This is a genomic window from Nocardia yamanashiensis NBRC 100130, assembly GCF_001613325.1.
Classification (GTDB): domain Bacteria; phylum Actinomycetota; class Actinomycetes; order Mycobacteriales; family Mycobacteriaceae; genus Nocardia; species Nocardia yamanashiensis.
Genome location: NZ_BDCD01000031.1, coordinates 44,267 through 59,765 on the forward strand (window position 1 = coordinate 44,267; position 15,499 = coordinate 59,765).

Here is a 15,499-nt window from a genome sequence, read left to right on the forward strand (position 1 = left end):
TGCGGAGGCGGCCATGGGGCAGCGTGTGAGCCGGTGGACGGCCGCCGAATTGCCGGATTTGGCCGGGCGGACGGCCGTGGTGACCGGAGCCAGTGCCGGGATCGGCGTACCCACCGCCCGGCTGCTCGCCGAACACGGCGCCCGGGTGGTGCTGGCCTGCCGGAATATGGAAAAGGCGCGGGCCGTTGCCGATTCGATTCGGGTGAGCGCGCCCGACGCCGAATTATCGTGCGTGCGGATCGATCTGGCGTCGCTGGCATCGGTGCGGGCGGCGGCCGCGGAATTGCGGGAACGGTTCGCGGCTATCGATCTGCTGATCAACAATGCCGGGGCGGCCTACGCACGCCCGGGGCGGACCGAGGACGGCTTCGAGAACACCATCGCCACCAACCATCTCGGTCCGTTCGCCTTCACCGGGCTGCTGCTGGATCGGCTGCTCGCGGCGCCCGCGGGGCGGATCGTCACGGTGAGCAGCAATGCGGCGGGCTGGCGGAACTCCGAACTCGATATGAACGACCTGCATTACGAACGGCGTCGCTATCGAGCGCTGACCGCCTACGCGCAGTCGAAGCTCGCGAACTCACTGTTCGTACTCGAATTGCAGCGACGGCTCAATGGGATCGATGCCGCACTCGTCGCCGTGGCCGCCCGCCCGGGGGTGGCGGTGTCGGATTTCGACCAGGGGCTCGGGCCGGTTTTCCGGCGGCTGGCGCGCTCGCCCTTGCGGTTCGTGATCGATCCGTTCAAACAGAGCGCCGAAATGGGCGCGCTGCCGACGCTGCGCGCGGCGGTGGACCCGAAGGTCCGCGGCGGTGAGTTCGTCGGTCCTACGGGCAGGCGCAAGGGTTTTCCGGTGTTCGAGGTGCCGCCGGTGGCGGCCCGGGATCCCGGGCTCGCCGCTCGGCTCTGGGCGGAGTCCGAGCGGCTGACCGGGGTGCGGTTCGATTTCGAAGTGGCCGTGGGGGATTGATCAGCGCCGCACGCCCGGGTCGACGTCGTCGTCGGTGAGCAATGCGCTGCCTGCCACCCGGTCCTGGGCGAGGGCGTCGAGGAAGGCTCGGGCCCAGCGGTCCACGTCGTGGGTGAGGACCTGGCGGCGCATGGAGCGCATGCGGCGGCGGCGGGTGTCCTTGTCGTCGTCCAGGGCGCCGATGAGGGCTTCCTTGACGCTTTCGAGGTCGTGGGGGTTGCAGAGGTAGGACTGGCGGAGTTCGGCTGCGGCGCCGGTGAATTCGGATAGGACCAGGGCGCCGGTGAGGCCGCCTTGGCAGGCTACGTATTCCTTGGCCACCAGGTTCATGCCATCGCGCAGGGGGGTGACGATCATGACGTCGGCGGCCACGAAGAAGGAGATGAGTTCTTCGCGGGGGATGGGGCGGTGCAGGTAGTGGACCACGGGGTAGCCGACGCGGGAGAACTCGCCGTTGATGCGGCCGACCTGGCGTTCGATATCGCCGCGCATCTGTTTGTAGGACTCGACGCGTTCGCGGCTGGGAGTGGCCAGCTGGACCATGACGGTTTCCTCGGGGTCCACGCGGCCCTCGTGGAGCAGTTCCTCCAGGGCGGCCAGGCGGATGTCGATGCCCTTGGTGTAGTCCAGGCGGTCGACGCCGAGCAGGATGTTCTTCGGATTGCCCAGTTCCGCACGGATTTTCGCGGCGCGTTCGCGGACATTGCGGCGGCGCGAATACTCGTCCAGTTCGGTGGAGGCGATGGAGATGGGGAAGGCGCCGACGCGGACGGTGCGGAAACCCACCTGCACCACACCGAGTTTCGAGCGGACGCCGACATTGCCGCGCGAAGTCGGCTGGCCCGCAAGCCTTCTGGCGAGGTAGAGGAAGTTCTGCGCGCCGCCGGGCAGATGGAAGCCGATCAGGTCGGCGCCCAGCAGGCCCTCGACGATCTCGGTGCGCCACGGCATCTGCATGAACAGTTCCACCGGCGGGAACGGGATGTGCAGGAAGAAGCCGATGGTCAGATCCGGGCGCAGCATGCGCAGCATCTTCGGCACCAGTTGCAACTGGTAATCCTGCACCCACACGGTCGCGCCCTCGGCGGCGACCTTGGCGGTGTGCTCGGCGAAACGGCGGTTCACCTGCACGTACGCCTGCCACCAATTGCGGTCGTACACCGGGCGCACGATCACGTCGTGATAGAGCGGCCACAGGGTGGCGTTGGAGAAGCCTTCGTAGTAATCGGCGACCTCTTCGGCCGACAACGGCACCGGATGCAACTCCAGGCCGTCCTCGACGATCGGGTCGATATCGACATCGGGGACACCCGCCCAGCCGACCCATGCGCCTTTGTTGTTGCGCAGCACCGGCTCCAGGGCGGTCACCAAGCCGCCGGGGCTGCGCTTCCAGCGGGTCGTACCGTCGGGTAGGCGTTCCAGGTCCACCGGCAGCCGGTTGGCGACGACGACGAAACCGGAGCCGGAGCTATCCGGGGTCACGGGTCATTCGCCTCGCGCGTTGGGACCGATGCCCAGCATGGACAGCAGCATGCGGCATTCATCGGCGTCGGTCGCGTAAGCCGCCACTACCCGCTGGGCTTGACGAGCGGTTTCGTCGGCCAGGGGTTCCAGATCGTCGTCCGCGATGTCGTTCGCGCCGGTCTTCGCGGCCATCTTCATGTCCTCTCGGGTTCATTGCCTCGGGATCGACGTCCATCGTATCTGTCCGGGATGGCCGCCCTGTCCGGTCGGTGCGGCTCGAGCCCCAAGCGTGATGCACCGCGAAACGTTCCGGAGGCGAATGGCTATACGGTGGACGAAGCTGAAGTCGAACCAACCGATGAAGGGGTTGTACGCCATGCCGTTGGCCACGGTGAACGGAATCTCACTGAACTACCAGGTCAAGGGGGACCGGGCCAAGGGCACCGACGTCAAGGGCGGGGGTCCGCTGGTCGTCATGATCATGGGCACCGGCAGCCCGGGCCGGGTGTGGGAACTGCACCAGGTGCCCGCGCTGGTCGCCGCCGGATATCGGGTGTGCACCTTCGACAATCGCGGGATCGCGCCGTCCTACGAGGCGGCGAGCGGCATGACCATCGACGATCTGGTGCGCGACACCGCCGCGCTGATCGAATTCCTCGGTGAGGGACCGGCCCTGGTGGTCGGGCAGTCCATGGGCTCGCGGGTCGCGCAGGAACTCGCCCTCGCCCGCCCCGACCTGGTGCGCAAGGCCGTTTTCATGGCCGGGCACGGTCGCCTCGACCAGTTCCAGAAGACGCTGTCGCTGGGCGAGCACGAGCTCGACGCGGCCGGCACCCGGTTGCCCGCCAAGTACGACGCGGCGCTCACCGCCATCATGAACCTCTCGCCCGCGACCCTGGCCGACACCAATGCCGCCCGGGACTGGCTGGATCTGTTCGAGTTCACCGGCGGCCCGGTCTCGCCCGGCGTGCGGGCGCAGCGGCGGATGGACCACGATTTCGACCGTTTGGCCGCATATCGGCAGATCAGCGTGCCGTGCCTGTCCATGGGCTTCGCCGACGACCGGATGATCCCGCCCTACCTGTCCCGCGAGGTCGCGGACGTGATTCCGGGCGCTCGCTACCAGGAAATCCCTGATGCGGGCCATTTCGGGTACCTGGAACGGCCCGAGGCGGTCAACAAGGTCCTGCTGGAATTCTTCGCCGGGGCATGAAGGTAACCGCCCAGCGGTAACACCCTCCTTGCTAGGGTCGAATCAACGTCGGGGGTTCGTTCGATGCTCGTGATCACAACCGGGCAGAGTTACGATCCGTCAGCGTTCCCGTACACAGCGCCAGTATCCAGTGAGGTGAAATGAGCACCAATCCTTTCGACGACGAAGACGGCCGGTTCTTCGTCCTGGTCAACGACGAGGAGCAGCATTCGCTGTGGCCGGCCTTCGCCGAGGTCCCGGCCGGGTGGCGAGTCGTGTTCGGCGAGGACAGCCGCGCGGCTTGCGTCGAATACGTCGAGAAGAACTGGACGGATATGCGTCCCAAGAGCCTTCGTGATGCCATGGCCGCCGATGACGCGGCCCGTCAGGCGGCTCAGTCCTGATCGACCGCGGTTAGCCCCGATACGGCACGGGAACGGTTTTCCTGATGCGGCCGAGAAGCACTCGGCCGCATAAGGATCTGTCTTCGGGTTGTACTCGGACCAACTGGGACGCCGGCTTTTCCGCGCAGCCGGCCCACCTGGTTAAGATGGCTCCGCACCTTGCCTCCTTAGCTCAGTGGTAGAGCACCGCTCTTGTAAAGCGAAGGTCGTCAGTTCAATCCTGACAGGGGGCTCGTCCGCCTCCCCGCGACTTCTGCCGGTCGTGGGGAGGCTGTTTCGTTTCGTACCGGGCCGGCGGCCAGGTGGTGGTCGCGTTCTGGGCGTTCCCGGCGAGTTACCCCGACCGTCGCGAGATCAGTTGTCACCTCGTGCATCGTTCCCAGGGAACTCGCAGGGAACATTCAGGGAAACCCGCGCGCCCGGCCGGAGGATGTTGTCATGACAGGTGTGCCCGTGCAGCGTGAACCCGAGGCGAAGGTGCTGGTCGTCGATGACGAGCCGATGATTCTGGAGTTGTTGTCGGTCAGTCTGCGGTATCAGGGGTTCGAGATCGCGACGGCGGGGAGCGGGACCGAGGGGCTGGACAAGGCGCGGGCGTTCCGGCCGGACGCGCTGATCGTGGACGTGATGATGCCGGGGATGGACGGGTTCGGGTTGCTGCGGCGGCTGCGGGCCGACGGGATCGACGCGCCGGTGTTGTTCCTGACCGCGCGGGACGATGTCGAGGACAAGATCACGGGGCTGACCCTCGGGGCCGACGACTACGTGACCAAGCCGTTCAGTCTGGAAGAAGTGGTGGCGCGGCTGCGGGTGATCCTGCGGCGGGCCGGGCGGGCGGTGCCGGAGGAGAAGACCTCGCGGATCAAGTTCGCCGATATCGAACTCGACGACGACACCCACGAAGTCTGGAAGGCGGGGGAGCCGGTGCCGCTCTCGCCCACCGAATTCACGCTGCTGCGGTATTTCATGGTCAATGCGGGCACGGTGCTGAGCAAGCCCCGCATTCTGGATCACGTGTGGCGCTACGACTTCGGCGGTGAGGTCGGAGTGGTCGAGACCTATGTGTCGTACCTGCGCAAGAAGGTCGACACCGGGCCCGAGCGGCTCATCCACACCCTGCGCGGGGTCGGCTACGTGATGCGGGAACCGCGCGGCGGCACGGGCGCCAAGTGATCGCCGCCCGCACCGTCCGCCGCCGGGTCGCCGAGCGGCTCGCGACCGTGCCGCTGCGCACCACGCTCATGGTGGCGCTGGTGTCGCTGACCGCGCTCGGCATGCTGATCTCCGGGCTGGTGGTGACCTCGCTGATGCGCAATGTGCTCATCGGCCGGATCGACGCCCAGCTCTACGGGGCCGTCGAGAGCTGGGCGAAACCCGGTGCGCCCCGGCCCGAACCGCTGCCCCGGCCGCTGGGACAGGAGCGGCCGCCGCATCTGTTCTATGTGCGCGTGGTGGATTCGAGCGGGCAGGTCACCCTCGACCTCTCACCCACCAAGCTGAAACCGGCGGTGCCCGACGATCTCGGGCACAAACCGCGGACCGTCGGATCGGCGGGCGATGCGGCGGAGCAGTGGCGAATCGTGCGGGTGGGCAATCAATTCGGCACCACCACCATCGCGCTGCGCATGGACGAGACCTATTCGATTCTCGATCGGCTGGTCGCGCTGCAGGTGGTGATCGGGGCGATCGTGCTGGCGGTGCTGGCCGTGGTGGCGCGGCTGGTCATCCGGCGCAGTCTGCGGCCGCTGCGCTCGGTGGAGGAGACGGCGGCGGCCATCGCGGGCGGGGATCTGCATCGGCGAGTTCCGGTGCGCGGCACCGACACCGAGGTCGATCACCTGTCGCAATCGCTCAACACCATGCTCACCCAGATCCAGCAGGCGTTCGCGGCCACCGAGGCGTCGGAGGAGGCGGCGCGGCGGTCCGAGGCCAAGATGCGGCGTTTCGTCGCCGACGCCAGCCATGAACTGCGCACGCCGCTGACCACCATCAAGGGCTTCTCGGAGCTGTATCGCCAAGGGGCCATTACCGATCCGGCGATTCTGATGGACCGCATCGAACGCGAATCGCATCGGATGGGCCTGCTGGTCGAGGATCTGCTCATGCTGGCCCGGCTGGACGCACAGCGGCCGGTGGAGCGGCGGCCGGTGGATCTGCTGGCGCTGGCCAGCGATGCCGTGCACAGCGCGCGGGCGGTGGCGGCGGCCCAGCATCCGGAGACGCATCGGCCGATCGGGCTCGAAATCGATTCCGGCGCGGGCACTCTGGAGCTGTCCGGCGACGAGGTCCGGCTGCGCCAGATCCTGGCCAACCTGCTCAACAACGCGCTGGTGCACACCCCGCCCGAAGCCGCGGTGACGGTGCGGCTGCGGCCCGCCGCGGACGAGGTGCTGTTGCAGGTGGCCGATACCGGGCCCGGCCTGGAGCCGGAGCAGGCCGAGCGGGTGTTCGAAAGGTTCTATCGCACCGACAAATCCCGCAGCCGCGAGCGCGGCGGCACCGGGCTGGGACTGTCCATCGTGCAGGCGCTGGTGGCCGCGCACGGCGGGACGGTGTCGGTGGCCAGCGAGCCCGGGGTGGGCACCACCTTCACCGTCCGGCTGCCGCGCGGGGACGTGGCCGGGCCGGTCGAGCTCAGTCCGGAACGTTCCCGCCGTAACCCAGATCGCGCAGCGCCTGTTTGATCTTGGCCTGGGCCTCGTCGAGGGACTCCTTGCTCGGTTCCGGGTCCGCGCCGGTGATATCGAAATCGCCGAGCTCGAAGGCCGGGAAGACGTGCAGGTGCAGATGCGGCACCTCCAGACCGGCGATCAGCAGGCCCGCGCGCGGCGCGTCCCACGCCGCCCGCACCGCCTGGCCGATCTTCTGCGCGACGCCGGTCATCCGGGCGAAGACGGCCGGATCCACGTCCTGCCACTGGTCGATCTCCTGGCGCGGCACCACCAGCGTGTGGCCCTGCGTCACCGGGGCGATGGTGAGGAACGCGACGAATTCGTCGTCCTCCCAGACGAACCGGCCGGGCAGCTGCCCGTTGATGATTGCGGAGAAAACGGAAGCCATATCCGGACAGTACTCAGACCGCGACGAAGTGCGAGAGGATGCCCTGCACTTCGTAGATGTCGACCTGCCGGTTGAAGCGTTTGTGGATCGGTTCGTGGGAGCCGGAGATCCAGATGGAGAGTTCGGCGTCCAGGTCGAAGGTGCCGGCGGTCTCCACCGAGAAGTGGGTGATGGCCCGGTAGGGGATGGAGTGGTAGCTGACCTTGCGGCCGGTCATGCCCTGCTTGTCGACCATGATCAGCCGGCGATTGGTGAAGAGGATGGCGTCGCGGACCAGTAGGTACGCCGCGTAGATCTGTTCCCCCTGGCCGAGCAGCTTGCCGTATTCGGCTTGGGCGCTGCCGGGATCGATGCGCCCCGCATTGCCCATGATTCCGTCGATGAGACCCATGCTCTGCTACATCCTCACGGTGATGGTGGGTGACGGCGGTCACCGTCCATCATCCCTCTAAGCTGTCAGCCGTGCGCGTACTCGTGATCGGTTCCGGAGCCCGTGAACATGCCCTCGTTCTTGCCCTGCGCAAGGACCCGGCGGTGACCGCGGTCTACGCCGCCCCCGGCAATGCCGGTATCGCCCAGCACGCCGAGGTGCGGCCGGTGAACGCCTCCTCCGGTGACGAGGTGACGGCGCTGGCGCAGGAGCTGGCCGCGGATCTGGTGGTGATCGGACCCGAGGTGCCGCTGGTGCTCGGCGTGGCCGACGCGGTGCGGGCCGCCGGGATTCCGGCCTTCGGGCCGTCCGCCGCGGCGGCGCGGATCGAAGGGTCCAAGGCGTTCGCCAAGGACATCATGAACGCGGCCGGGGTCAAGACCGCGCACAGCGAAATCGTGGATCATCCGGGCGAACTCGACGCGGCGCTGGATCGCTTCGGGCCGACCTGGGTGGTCAAGGACGACGGGCTGGCCGCGGGCAAGGGCGTGGTCGTGACGGCCGACCGGTCGGTCGCGCGTGATCACGGCGCCGAACTGCTGGAGAACGGGCATCCGGTGCTGCTGGAGTCCTTCCTCGACGGTCCCGAGGTGTCGCTGTTCTGCCTCGTCGACGGCGAGACCGTGGTGCCGCTGCTGCCGGCGCAGGACCACAAGCGGGTGGGCGACGGGGACACCGGGCCGAACACCGGTGGTATGGGCGCGTACACGCCGCTGCCGTGGCTGCCGGAGGAGACGTTGCGCGCCATCGTCGACGATGTGGTGAAACCCGTTGCGGCCGAAATGGTCCGGCAGGGCGTGCCGTTCTCGGGGCTGCTGTACGCCGGGCTCGCGGTCGGGCAGAACGGGCCCGCGGTCGTCGAATTCAATTGCCGCTTCGGCGATCCCGAGACCCAGGCGGTGCTGGCCATGCTGGACAGCCCGCTGGGTGAGCTGCTGTACGCCACTGCCACCGGCACCCTCGATCAGGTCGAGCCGCCGCGCTGGAAGGACGGCTCGGCCGTCACCGTGGTGCTCGCCGCCGAGAACTACCCGGCGCGGCCGCGGTCCGGCGATGTCATCACGGGGGCCGAATCCTCCGGCACCGGAACCGAATCCGAGGTGCTGCACGCCGGGACGGCCGCGCGCGAGGACGGTGCGCTGGTGTCGGCCGGTGGACGGGTGCTCGCGATCGTCGGGCAAGGCGCGGATCTGAACGAGGCGCGGGCGAATGCCTACAAGCGGCTCGCGGGGATCAAGCTGCCGGGCGGGCACTTCCGCACCGATATCGCGCTGGCGGCCACCGAGGGCCGAATCACGGTGCCGTCGGCGGTCTGAGAGACAACGACATAACGCGACGCCCGCCCGAGCCAGGTGCTCGGGCGGGCGTTCTGTATTCGGTGCGCGCGGGAGTGCGCGCGGCTGCCCCCAAAGGCCCCGGTCAGGTGAGGCTGAGGCCGCGCTGGGCGAGCCAGGCCGCCGGATCCACGTGCTGCCCGCCGACGACGATCTCGAAATGCAGGTGCGGGCCGGTGGAGTCGCCGCGATTGCCGATACGGGCGATCTGCATGCCCGCCGGGACGCGTTCGCCCACCGAGACGAAGAAGTCGTACATGTGCCCGTAGACGGAGATGGTGCCGTCGTCGTGGCGGATGCGCACCCACAGGCCGAAGCCCTGGGCCGGGCCGGCGTCGATGACGGTGCCGGACGCGACCGCGTAGATGGGCGAGCCGAGCGGGCCCGCGATATCGATGCCCTGATGGAAAGTGCCCCAGCGGGAACCGAATCCGGAGGTGAACGCGCCCTTCGCGGGGAGCGCGAAACCGCCGGGCGCGTACCCGGGCGGGAAGGTGCCGTCCGGATAGGGCGTGGTCGCCGACATCCACGGCTGGTACTCACCCGCGACGGCCGCCGCGGCTTCGGCCTTGGCGCGTTCCAGGGTCTGGCGGGCCGCCGCGGCCACTACCGCCGCCTCGCGCAGCTTCTCGCCGTTGTTGATGGCGTCCAGGTACCGCTTGGCGGTCGCCGGGGTGGTGTTCACCTGTAGCGGGTGCGCGACCGGAACCCGCACCGCCACACCGGGAGTCGCTTCCGCGTCCAAGGGGATGAGGCCGAGCGTGCTGTCCGCCGACGCGAGGACGACGACCGCTGTCATCCCGGCGAGCAGCACCCGATGCCTGATCGCCCAGGCTTTGGCGATCGGCGCCTGCCGCTCGAACTCCGCTCGTCCCCGCTCGGCCAGCGCCTTCGCCTCGGCCCGGGATCGTGGGCGGCGTCCCCACAACTCGACCGCCCGGTCCCGCGCGATCGGCGCCTGCTCCCGGGCCGCCGCGACAGCTTTGGCCGACGCGGCCGAGGCCCGCTCGAATTGCCCGCGCGCCCACGCGGAAGATGTCGCCGCCGGTGCCATGAGATGCGACCGGACACCCGGCGTGTAGGTCGCGGTCCGCCGGGTGAGCCGGGCGTGGCTTTCCGCGGCGTCGGAGTCCTCCGCACCGGCTTCGTCGGGCGCGGAAGCGGCCTCGTCGCTCTCCGGATCGACCGCCTCGGCTGCTGGTGCGGCACGGCCGTTCGTGGGTGCGTTGTCGGTGCCCTGCGGCGCGGTCTCCACGTCCTCCGGTGCGTCGTCGGTGTCCGGCGTCGCCGCCGCTGTTGCCGCCGAGTCCTCCTCGGTGCTGATTCGTCCCCCCGGCACAGACCCCTCCTCAGGCATTCCGGCGACCATTGTCGGACAGCCGGGGGAGCGGGTGCTCTACCGTCTGTCGGGTGCGTATCGAATCTCGGCGGTCGGCCATTCCTACTTTCTACGTGATGGACGTCTGGAAAGCAGCAGCTGAACGGGCCCGGACACACGGAGATGTGCTGGTGCTGGCGGCGGGGCAACCCTCCACGCCCGCGCCGCGGGCGGTATTGCGGGCAACCAAGCAGGCAATGGACAGCGAATTGCTCGGCTACACCGAGACATTCGGGATTCTGGAGCTGCGGGAGGCCATCGCCGGGCATCACCGGGACACCTACGGGGTGCGGGCGAGCGCGGACGACGTGGTGGTGACGACCGGGTCCTCCGGCGCGTTCACACTGCTGTTCCTGGCCGCGTTCGACGCCGGGGACACCGTGGTGGTGGCGCGGCCCGGGTATCCCGCCTACCGCAATACGCTAACCGCGCTGGGGTGCGAGGTGGTGGAGCTGGATTGCGGGCCGGAGACGCGGTTCCAGCCGACCGTGGCCATGCTGGAGGCGCTGCCGGAGCCGCCCGCGGGGCTGATCGTGGCGAGCCCGGCCAATCCGACCGGGACCATGATCGCGCCGGCCGAGCTGGCGGCGCTGGCGCGGTGGTGCGATGACCATGGGACGCTGCTGATTTCGGACGAGATCTACCACGGGATCGTCTACGACGACACCGAGCCGACTTCCTCGGCTTGGGAGACGTCACGAAATTCGGTGGTTATCGGGTCGGTGTCGAAATACTTCTCCATGACCGGCTGGCGGCTGGGCTGGATGCTGGTGCCCGAGCACCTGCGGCCCGCGCTGCAGCGGCTGGCATCGAATATGACGGTGTGCCCGCCCGCTATTTCCCAGTTTGCGGCGGTGCACGCGTTCGGACCCGAGGCCAAGGAGGAACTGGACGGTCATGTGCGGCGGTATGCGGCCAATCGGCAGTTGCTGCTGAGCGGCTTGCCGAAGCTGGGCATCACCGATCTGGCCCCGGCCGACGGGGCGTTCTACGCCTATGCGGATATCGCGCACCTGACCGACGATTCGATGGCGTGGTGCACCGAGGTGCTCGACCGCACCGGCGTCGCGCTCGCCCCGGGCATCGATTTCGATACGGTCAACGGGCAGCACACGGTTCGCTTCTCGTTCGCCGGCGCGAGCGCCGATATTGAAGAGGCACTCGACCGGTTGGAACGCTATATGGCGTGATCTGCCAAGACTTTCCGGACTCGCCCACGGGCGAGCCGGGATGGGGTACAAAAGTGATACCGCTTTCCGCACGGCTCGCCCGTTTGCCCATCCGAAGTGGAATCACCACAGATCGCACAGATTTGGCACTGATAAACCCATGATGACTGGCACGATGACACGGTGACCACTGCGACGACTCCGAAAGGCGAACGGCGTCGCCAAGCGCTGGTTTCAGCGGCCGCCGAGCTGTTGCTCGAAGGCGGCTTCGAAGCCGTCCGGCACCGCTCGGTGGCGACGCGGGCGGATCTGCCGCTGGCGTCCACGACGTACTACTTCGAATCCCTCGAGGATCTGATCGCGCGGGCGGTCGAGTTCTCCGGGAACGCGGAACTCGATGCCATGCGCCGGCGCGTCGGCGAGGTGACGCATCGGCGGCGTGGGGCGGACGCGACGGTCGACCTGGTTCTGGACCTGCTGGTCGGTCCGGATTCTGCCGACGAGGACGTGCGCGGGCAGCTGATCGCCCGCTACGAACGGTCCGTGGCGTCGGCGCGTCACCCCGAACTACGCGAGGTCCAGCTCCGACTACGCGCCCAGCTCGACGAACTCCTCGCGGATGTGCTGCGCCGATCCGATCGGGTGGTTCGGGTCGAGCAGATACGCCGCCTGGTAGCGGTGGTGGACGGCGCCGTGGTGACCGCCCTCTGCGAATTCGACCCGCAGCCAAGGCGAGTCGCCCGCGGAGCCCTGCTCGAGGTCATCGACATCGTCGCGCCCCCGGTGTGAAACAACTCTCGTGACTCTCAGGGGCAAGCCCCTGAAACCCCGACGGCGGGAAGTGAATCAGGGCATCGCCCCTGAAACAACCGGAGTGGAGTGAATCAGGGGTCCGCCCCTGAAACCCCATCACGGAATGATGCCGGGGCTCGCCGCTGAAGCCCGGAGGGGAGGATGGGCGCGCCGCTGGAACGCTCGACGGGTGTGTCGCGGGCTAGTTCAACCGCGCCTGCGGGCGGTCAGCATCACCCCGGTAAACTGGCGAAACGTGACCTTTGTGCCTAACGTCCTCGCCACTCGCTATGCCAGTCCCGAGCTTGTCCACCTGTGGTCGCCGGAGAACAAGATCGTGCTCGAGCGGCGGCTGTGGCTGGAGGTGTTGCGGGCGCAGGCCGAGCTCGGGATCGATGTGCCGGCGGGGGTCGTCGAGGATTACGAGCGGGTCATCGATCAGGTGGATCTGAAGTCGATCGCGGAGCGGGAGCGGGTCACCCGGCATGACGTGAAGGCGCGGATCGAGGAGTTCAATGCGCTGGCCGGGCACGAGCATGTGCACAAGGGCATGACTTCTCGCGATCTCACCGAGAATGTCGAGCAACTGCAGATCCGGCTGTCGCTGGAGCACGTGTACAAGCACGGTGTGGCCATCGCGGCGCGGCTGGCCGAGCGGGCCGCCGAATATCAGACGCTGGTCATGGCGGGGCGTTCGCACAATGTCGCGGCCCAGGCCACCACGCTCGGCAAGCGGTTCGCCTCTGCGGCCGATGAGCTGCTGATCGCGCTCACCCGGCTGCGGGAGCTGATCGACCGGTATCCGCTGCGCGGGATCAAGGGGCCGATGGGCACCGCACAGGACATGCTGGATCTGCTCGGCGGCGATGCGGCCAAGCTGGCGCAGCTGGAGCAGAAAGTGGCGCGGCACTTGGGTTTTGCCAATGTGTTCACCAGCGTCGGGCAGATCTACCCGCGGTCGCTGGACCACGATGTGCTGTCGGCGCTGGTGCAGGTCGGCGCCGGGCCGTCGTCCTTCGCCCACACCATTCGCCTGATGGCCGGCCACGAACTGGTGACCGAGGGCTTCCAGCCGGGCCAGGTCGGCTCCTCGGCCATGCCGCACAAGATGAACACCCGCTCCTGCGAGCGCGTCAACGGCCTGCAGGTGGTGCTGCGCGGCTACGCCTCCATGGCGGCCGAACTGGCGGGCGCGCAGTGGAACGAGGGTGACGTGTTCTGCTCGGTGGTGCGCCGGGTCGCGCTGCCGGACGCCTTCTTCGCCATCGACGGCATGATGGAGACCTTCCTGACCGTGCTCGCCGAATTCGGCGCGTACCCGGCCGTCATCGACCGCGAACTCAACCGCTACCTGCCGTTCCTGGCCACCACCCGCATCCTGATGGCGGCCGTGCGCGCGGGCGTGGGCCGCGAGACCGCGCACGAGGTCATCAAGGAGCACGCCGTCGCGGTGGCGCTGGCCATGCGCGAGCAGGGCCGCGAACCCGATCTGCTGGATCGCCTGGCCGCCGACGACCGGATGCCGCTGGATCGCGAAGCCCTCGATATCGCGCTGGCCGACCGTTCCGCGTTCATCGGCGCGGCCGAGGCGCAGGCCGGGGATGTCATCGCCCAGGTGCAGAAGCTGGTGGACGCCAACCCGGAGGCCGCGCGCTACACCCCGTCGCCGATCCTCTGACGGATCCGTCGCCGTAGCATTTTCGCCCCGGCTCGCTGCCGAGCCGGGGCGAATTGTGTTCGCGGGGGCCCATTTAGGCTTCCGCTCATGAACCCGTACACCATCTTCGCCGACATCGTCGCCGGTCGCGCCCCGTCCAGCAAGGTCTACGAGGACGCGGACGTCGTTGCCTTCATGGACATCCGGCCCTTCACGCCCGGTCACCTGCTGGTGATTCCGAAGGTGCCGGCGCGCAGCCTGTCGGAGCTGGATCCGGCCGTGGGCGGCAAACTGTTCCAGGTCGGGCAGCGGCTGGCGGCGGCGCTGCGCGAATCCGAGGTGCGCTGCGACGGCGTGAACTTCTTCCTGGCCGACGGCGTGACGGCGGGACAGGAAGTTTTCCACGTGCATCTGCACGTGATTCCCCGCACCCCCGGCGACGGCTTCGGGCTTCGTGGCCGACCGACCAGTCCCCGTCGCGAGGACCTCGATTACCTCGCCGGATCGATCAAGGGCGCGCTCGCCCGCGCGGCGGGAGACTCATAGCCGAACCGCATTAGCATATGCGTACCACCTGGTTTGCCAGCGACACGCCAAAACCGGAATCCCCCGCGCGATCACCCGCACTCGAGTTACGTTTGATTGCCATTGTGGTGGGCTGATGGAGGTGGGGACATGCGTAGAAGTGTCGTGGCCGCAGCGATTTTGGCGATCGCCGCAGGTTTGCTGGGTCCGGCCGCGGTAACCCCGGCAACCGCGCATGCGGCCCAGGTCTTACGCGTGGACGAGCTCAGCGCCACCCGTTCCGCCCTCTTCATCGATTCCTCGGCAATGGGCCGCACCATCCAGGTCCAGGTGCTGCATCCGGCCGGCGGCGGCGCCCGCCCCAGCTATTACCTGCTGGACGGTCTGGACCCCGGTACCACCCAGAGCACCTGGACCAATGCCACCGACGCGGAAAGTTTCTTCCGCAGCCGGAACGTCAATGTGGTGCTCCCGGTCGGCGGCCAGGTCAGCTACTACACCGACTGGATCAGCGACGACCCGCGCTTCGGCCGCTACAAGTGGGAAACCTTTCTGACAGAAGAACTTCCGCCCATCATCGACTCCTACTTCGCGGGTAACGGAGTGAACGCCATCGGCGGGCTCAGCATGGGCGGCGGCGCGGCCTACACCCTCGCCGCGCGGCATCCGGACCTGTATCGCGCGGTGGCGGGCTACAGCGCCTGCCCGGACACCTCGGTGGCGCAGGCCGCCATCTTCTTCTCCGTCGCCAATCGCGGTGGCAATCCGCTGAACATGTGGGGCGACCCGGGGAATCCGGCCTGGGCGCAGCACAATCCGGCGCTCATGACCGACGCCCTGCGCGGCAAGACCCTCTACCTCTCCACCGGCACCGGCATTCCCGGCCAGCACGAACTGGAGCTGAAACCACAGCTGGCGGAGAATATTTTCCTGGGCGGGCCCATCGAGGCCGGGGTGGACGGTTGCGTGGTCGCGTTCGAGGCCCGGCTGCGTTCGGCCGGCATTCCGGTGCGGGTCGAGTACAACCCGGTGGGCACGCATTCCTGGTCGTACTGGCAGGACGCGCTGCACAACTCCTGGCCCACCATCGGCGGTGCGATCGGAGCCTAGGCCCCGATCGCATT

16 protein-coding genes and 1 tRNA gene are annotated in these 15,499 nt (G+C 68.2%); 12 read left to right on the forward strand and 5 right to left on the reverse strand.

From position 1 onward, the window contains the following. Positions 1–25 precede the first annotated feature (25 nt). Positions 26–970 (forward strand): oxidoreductase, encoded by a 945-nt coding sequence (locus tag NY1_RS32350; protein ID WP_067721017.1) that lies wholly within the window; start codon positions 26–28, stop codon positions 968–970. Here the strand turns inward: NY1_RS32350 and NY1_RS32355 are convergent, their stop codons facing one another. Beyond that, positions 971–2,452, reverse strand: a complete 1,482-nt coding sequence (locus NY1_RS32355; RefSeq protein WP_067720949.1) for an alpha,alpha-trehalose-phosphate synthase (UDP-forming) — start codon at positions 2,450–2,452, stop codon at positions 971–973. 3 nt (positions 2,453–2,455) lie between these two features. Beyond that, a complete protein-coding gene (locus NY1_RS43850; protein WP_169815427.1) occupies positions 2,456–2,626 on the reverse strand; it encodes a hypothetical protein in 171 nt (56 codons plus the stop codon). Positions 2,627–2,810: 184 nt separating this feature from the next. Here NY1_RS43850 and NY1_RS32360 point away from each other — a divergent pair, with 184 nt between their 5' ends. The 5 genes from NY1_RS32360 to NY1_RS32380 all read left to right on the forward strand — a co-directional run bounded on the left by NY1_RS32360 (position 2,811) and on the right by NY1_RS32380 (position 6,714). Continuing rightward, a complete protein-coding gene (locus tag NY1_RS32360; protein ID WP_067721018.1) occupies positions 2,811–3,647 on the forward strand; it encodes an alpha/beta fold hydrolase in 837 nt (278 codons plus the stop codon). 140 nt (positions 3,648–3,787) lie between these two features. After that, positions 3,788–4,030 (forward strand): MbtH family protein, encoded by a 243-nt coding sequence (locus NY1_RS32365; protein ID WP_019931522.1) that lies wholly within the window; start codon positions 3,788–3,790, stop codon positions 4,028–4,030. A 161-nt stretch (positions 4,031–4,191) separates the two neighbouring features. Further along, positions 4,192–4,263, forward strand: a tRNA-Thr gene (locus NY1_RS32370). Between the two features lie 205 nt (positions 4,264–4,468). Further along, entirely contained in the window at positions 4,469–5,203 is a 735-nt protein-coding gene (locus NY1_RS32375) for a response regulator transcription factor (RefSeq protein ID WP_067720950.1), read from the forward strand. 68 nt (positions 5,204–5,271) lie between these two features. Next, a complete protein-coding gene (locus NY1_RS32380) occupies positions 5,272–6,714 on the forward strand; it encodes a sensor histidine kinase (protein ID WP_067721019.1) in 1,443 nt (480 codons plus the stop codon). On the opposite strand, the gene NY1_RS32385 is transcribed toward NY1_RS32380, so the two are convergent. Together NY1_RS32385 and NY1_RS32390 are read right to left on the reverse strand one after the other, a co-directional pair. Next, positions 6,665–7,090 carry an HIT family protein gene (locus NY1_RS32385; protein ID WP_067720951.1) on the reverse strand — a complete coding sequence of 142 codons (426 nt, stop codon included), beginning with the start codon at positions 7,088–7,090 and terminating at the stop codon, positions 6,665–6,667. The genes NY1_RS32380 and NY1_RS32385 overlap by 50 nt on opposite strands. A 13-nt stretch (positions 7,091–7,103) precedes the next feature. After that, the gene (locus tag NY1_RS32390) at positions 7,104–7,481 is read right to left on the reverse strand and encodes a PH domain-containing protein (protein ID WP_067720952.1); all 378 of its coding nucleotides are present in this window, start codon (positions 7,479–7,481) and stop codon (positions 7,104–7,106) included. A 71-nt stretch (positions 7,482–7,552) separates the two neighbouring features. Between NY1_RS32390 and purD the strand changes: the two genes are divergently transcribed. Further along, positions 7,553–8,836 carry a phosphoribosylamine--glycine ligase gene (gene purD / locus NY1_RS32395; protein WP_067720953.1) on the forward strand — a complete coding sequence of 428 codons (1,284 nt, stop codon included), beginning with the start codon at positions 7,553–7,555 and terminating at the stop codon, positions 8,834–8,836. 103 nt (positions 8,837–8,939) lie between these two features. On the opposite strand, the gene NY1_RS32400 is transcribed toward purD, so the two are convergent. Then, positions 8,940–9,806 (reverse strand): M23 family metallopeptidase, encoded by an 867-nt coding sequence (locus NY1_RS32400; RefSeq protein WP_439956056.1) that lies wholly within the window; start codon positions 9,804–9,806, stop codon positions 8,940–8,942. Between the two features lie 458 nt (positions 9,807–10,264). Between NY1_RS32400 and NY1_RS32405 the strand changes: the two genes are divergently transcribed. From NY1_RS32405 to NY1_RS32425, 5 genes are all read left to right on the forward strand, one after another. Next, complete coding sequence (locus tag NY1_RS32405; protein WP_067720955.1) at positions 10,265–11,422, forward strand: pyridoxal phosphate-dependent aminotransferase; 1,158 nt, start codon at positions 10,265–10,267, stop codon at positions 11,420–11,422. Positions 11,423–11,584: 162 nt separating this feature from the next. Continuing rightward, entirely contained in the window at positions 11,585–12,190 is a 606-nt protein-coding gene (locus NY1_RS32410) for a TetR/AcrR family transcriptional regulator (protein ID WP_067720956.1), read from the forward strand. A gap of 259 nt (positions 12,191–12,449) precedes the next feature. After that, positions 12,450–13,871, forward strand: a complete 1,422-nt coding sequence (gene purB / locus NY1_RS32415; protein WP_067720957.1) for an adenylosuccinate lyase — start codon at positions 12,450–12,452, stop codon at positions 13,869–13,871. An 87-nt stretch (positions 13,872–13,958) separates the two neighbouring features. After that, on the forward strand, positions 13,959–14,396 hold the full coding sequence (locus tag NY1_RS32420) for an HIT family protein (RefSeq protein ID WP_067720958.1): 438 nt from the start codon (positions 13,959–13,961) through the stop codon (positions 14,394–14,396). Positions 14,397–14,525: 129 nt separating this feature from the next. Then, positions 14,526–15,485, forward strand: coding sequence for an alpha/beta hydrolase (locus tag NY1_RS32425; RefSeq protein ID WP_067720959.1), 960 nt, complete (start codon positions 14,526–14,528; stop codon positions 15,483–15,485). Positions 15,486–15,499: the final 14 nt, after the last annotated feature.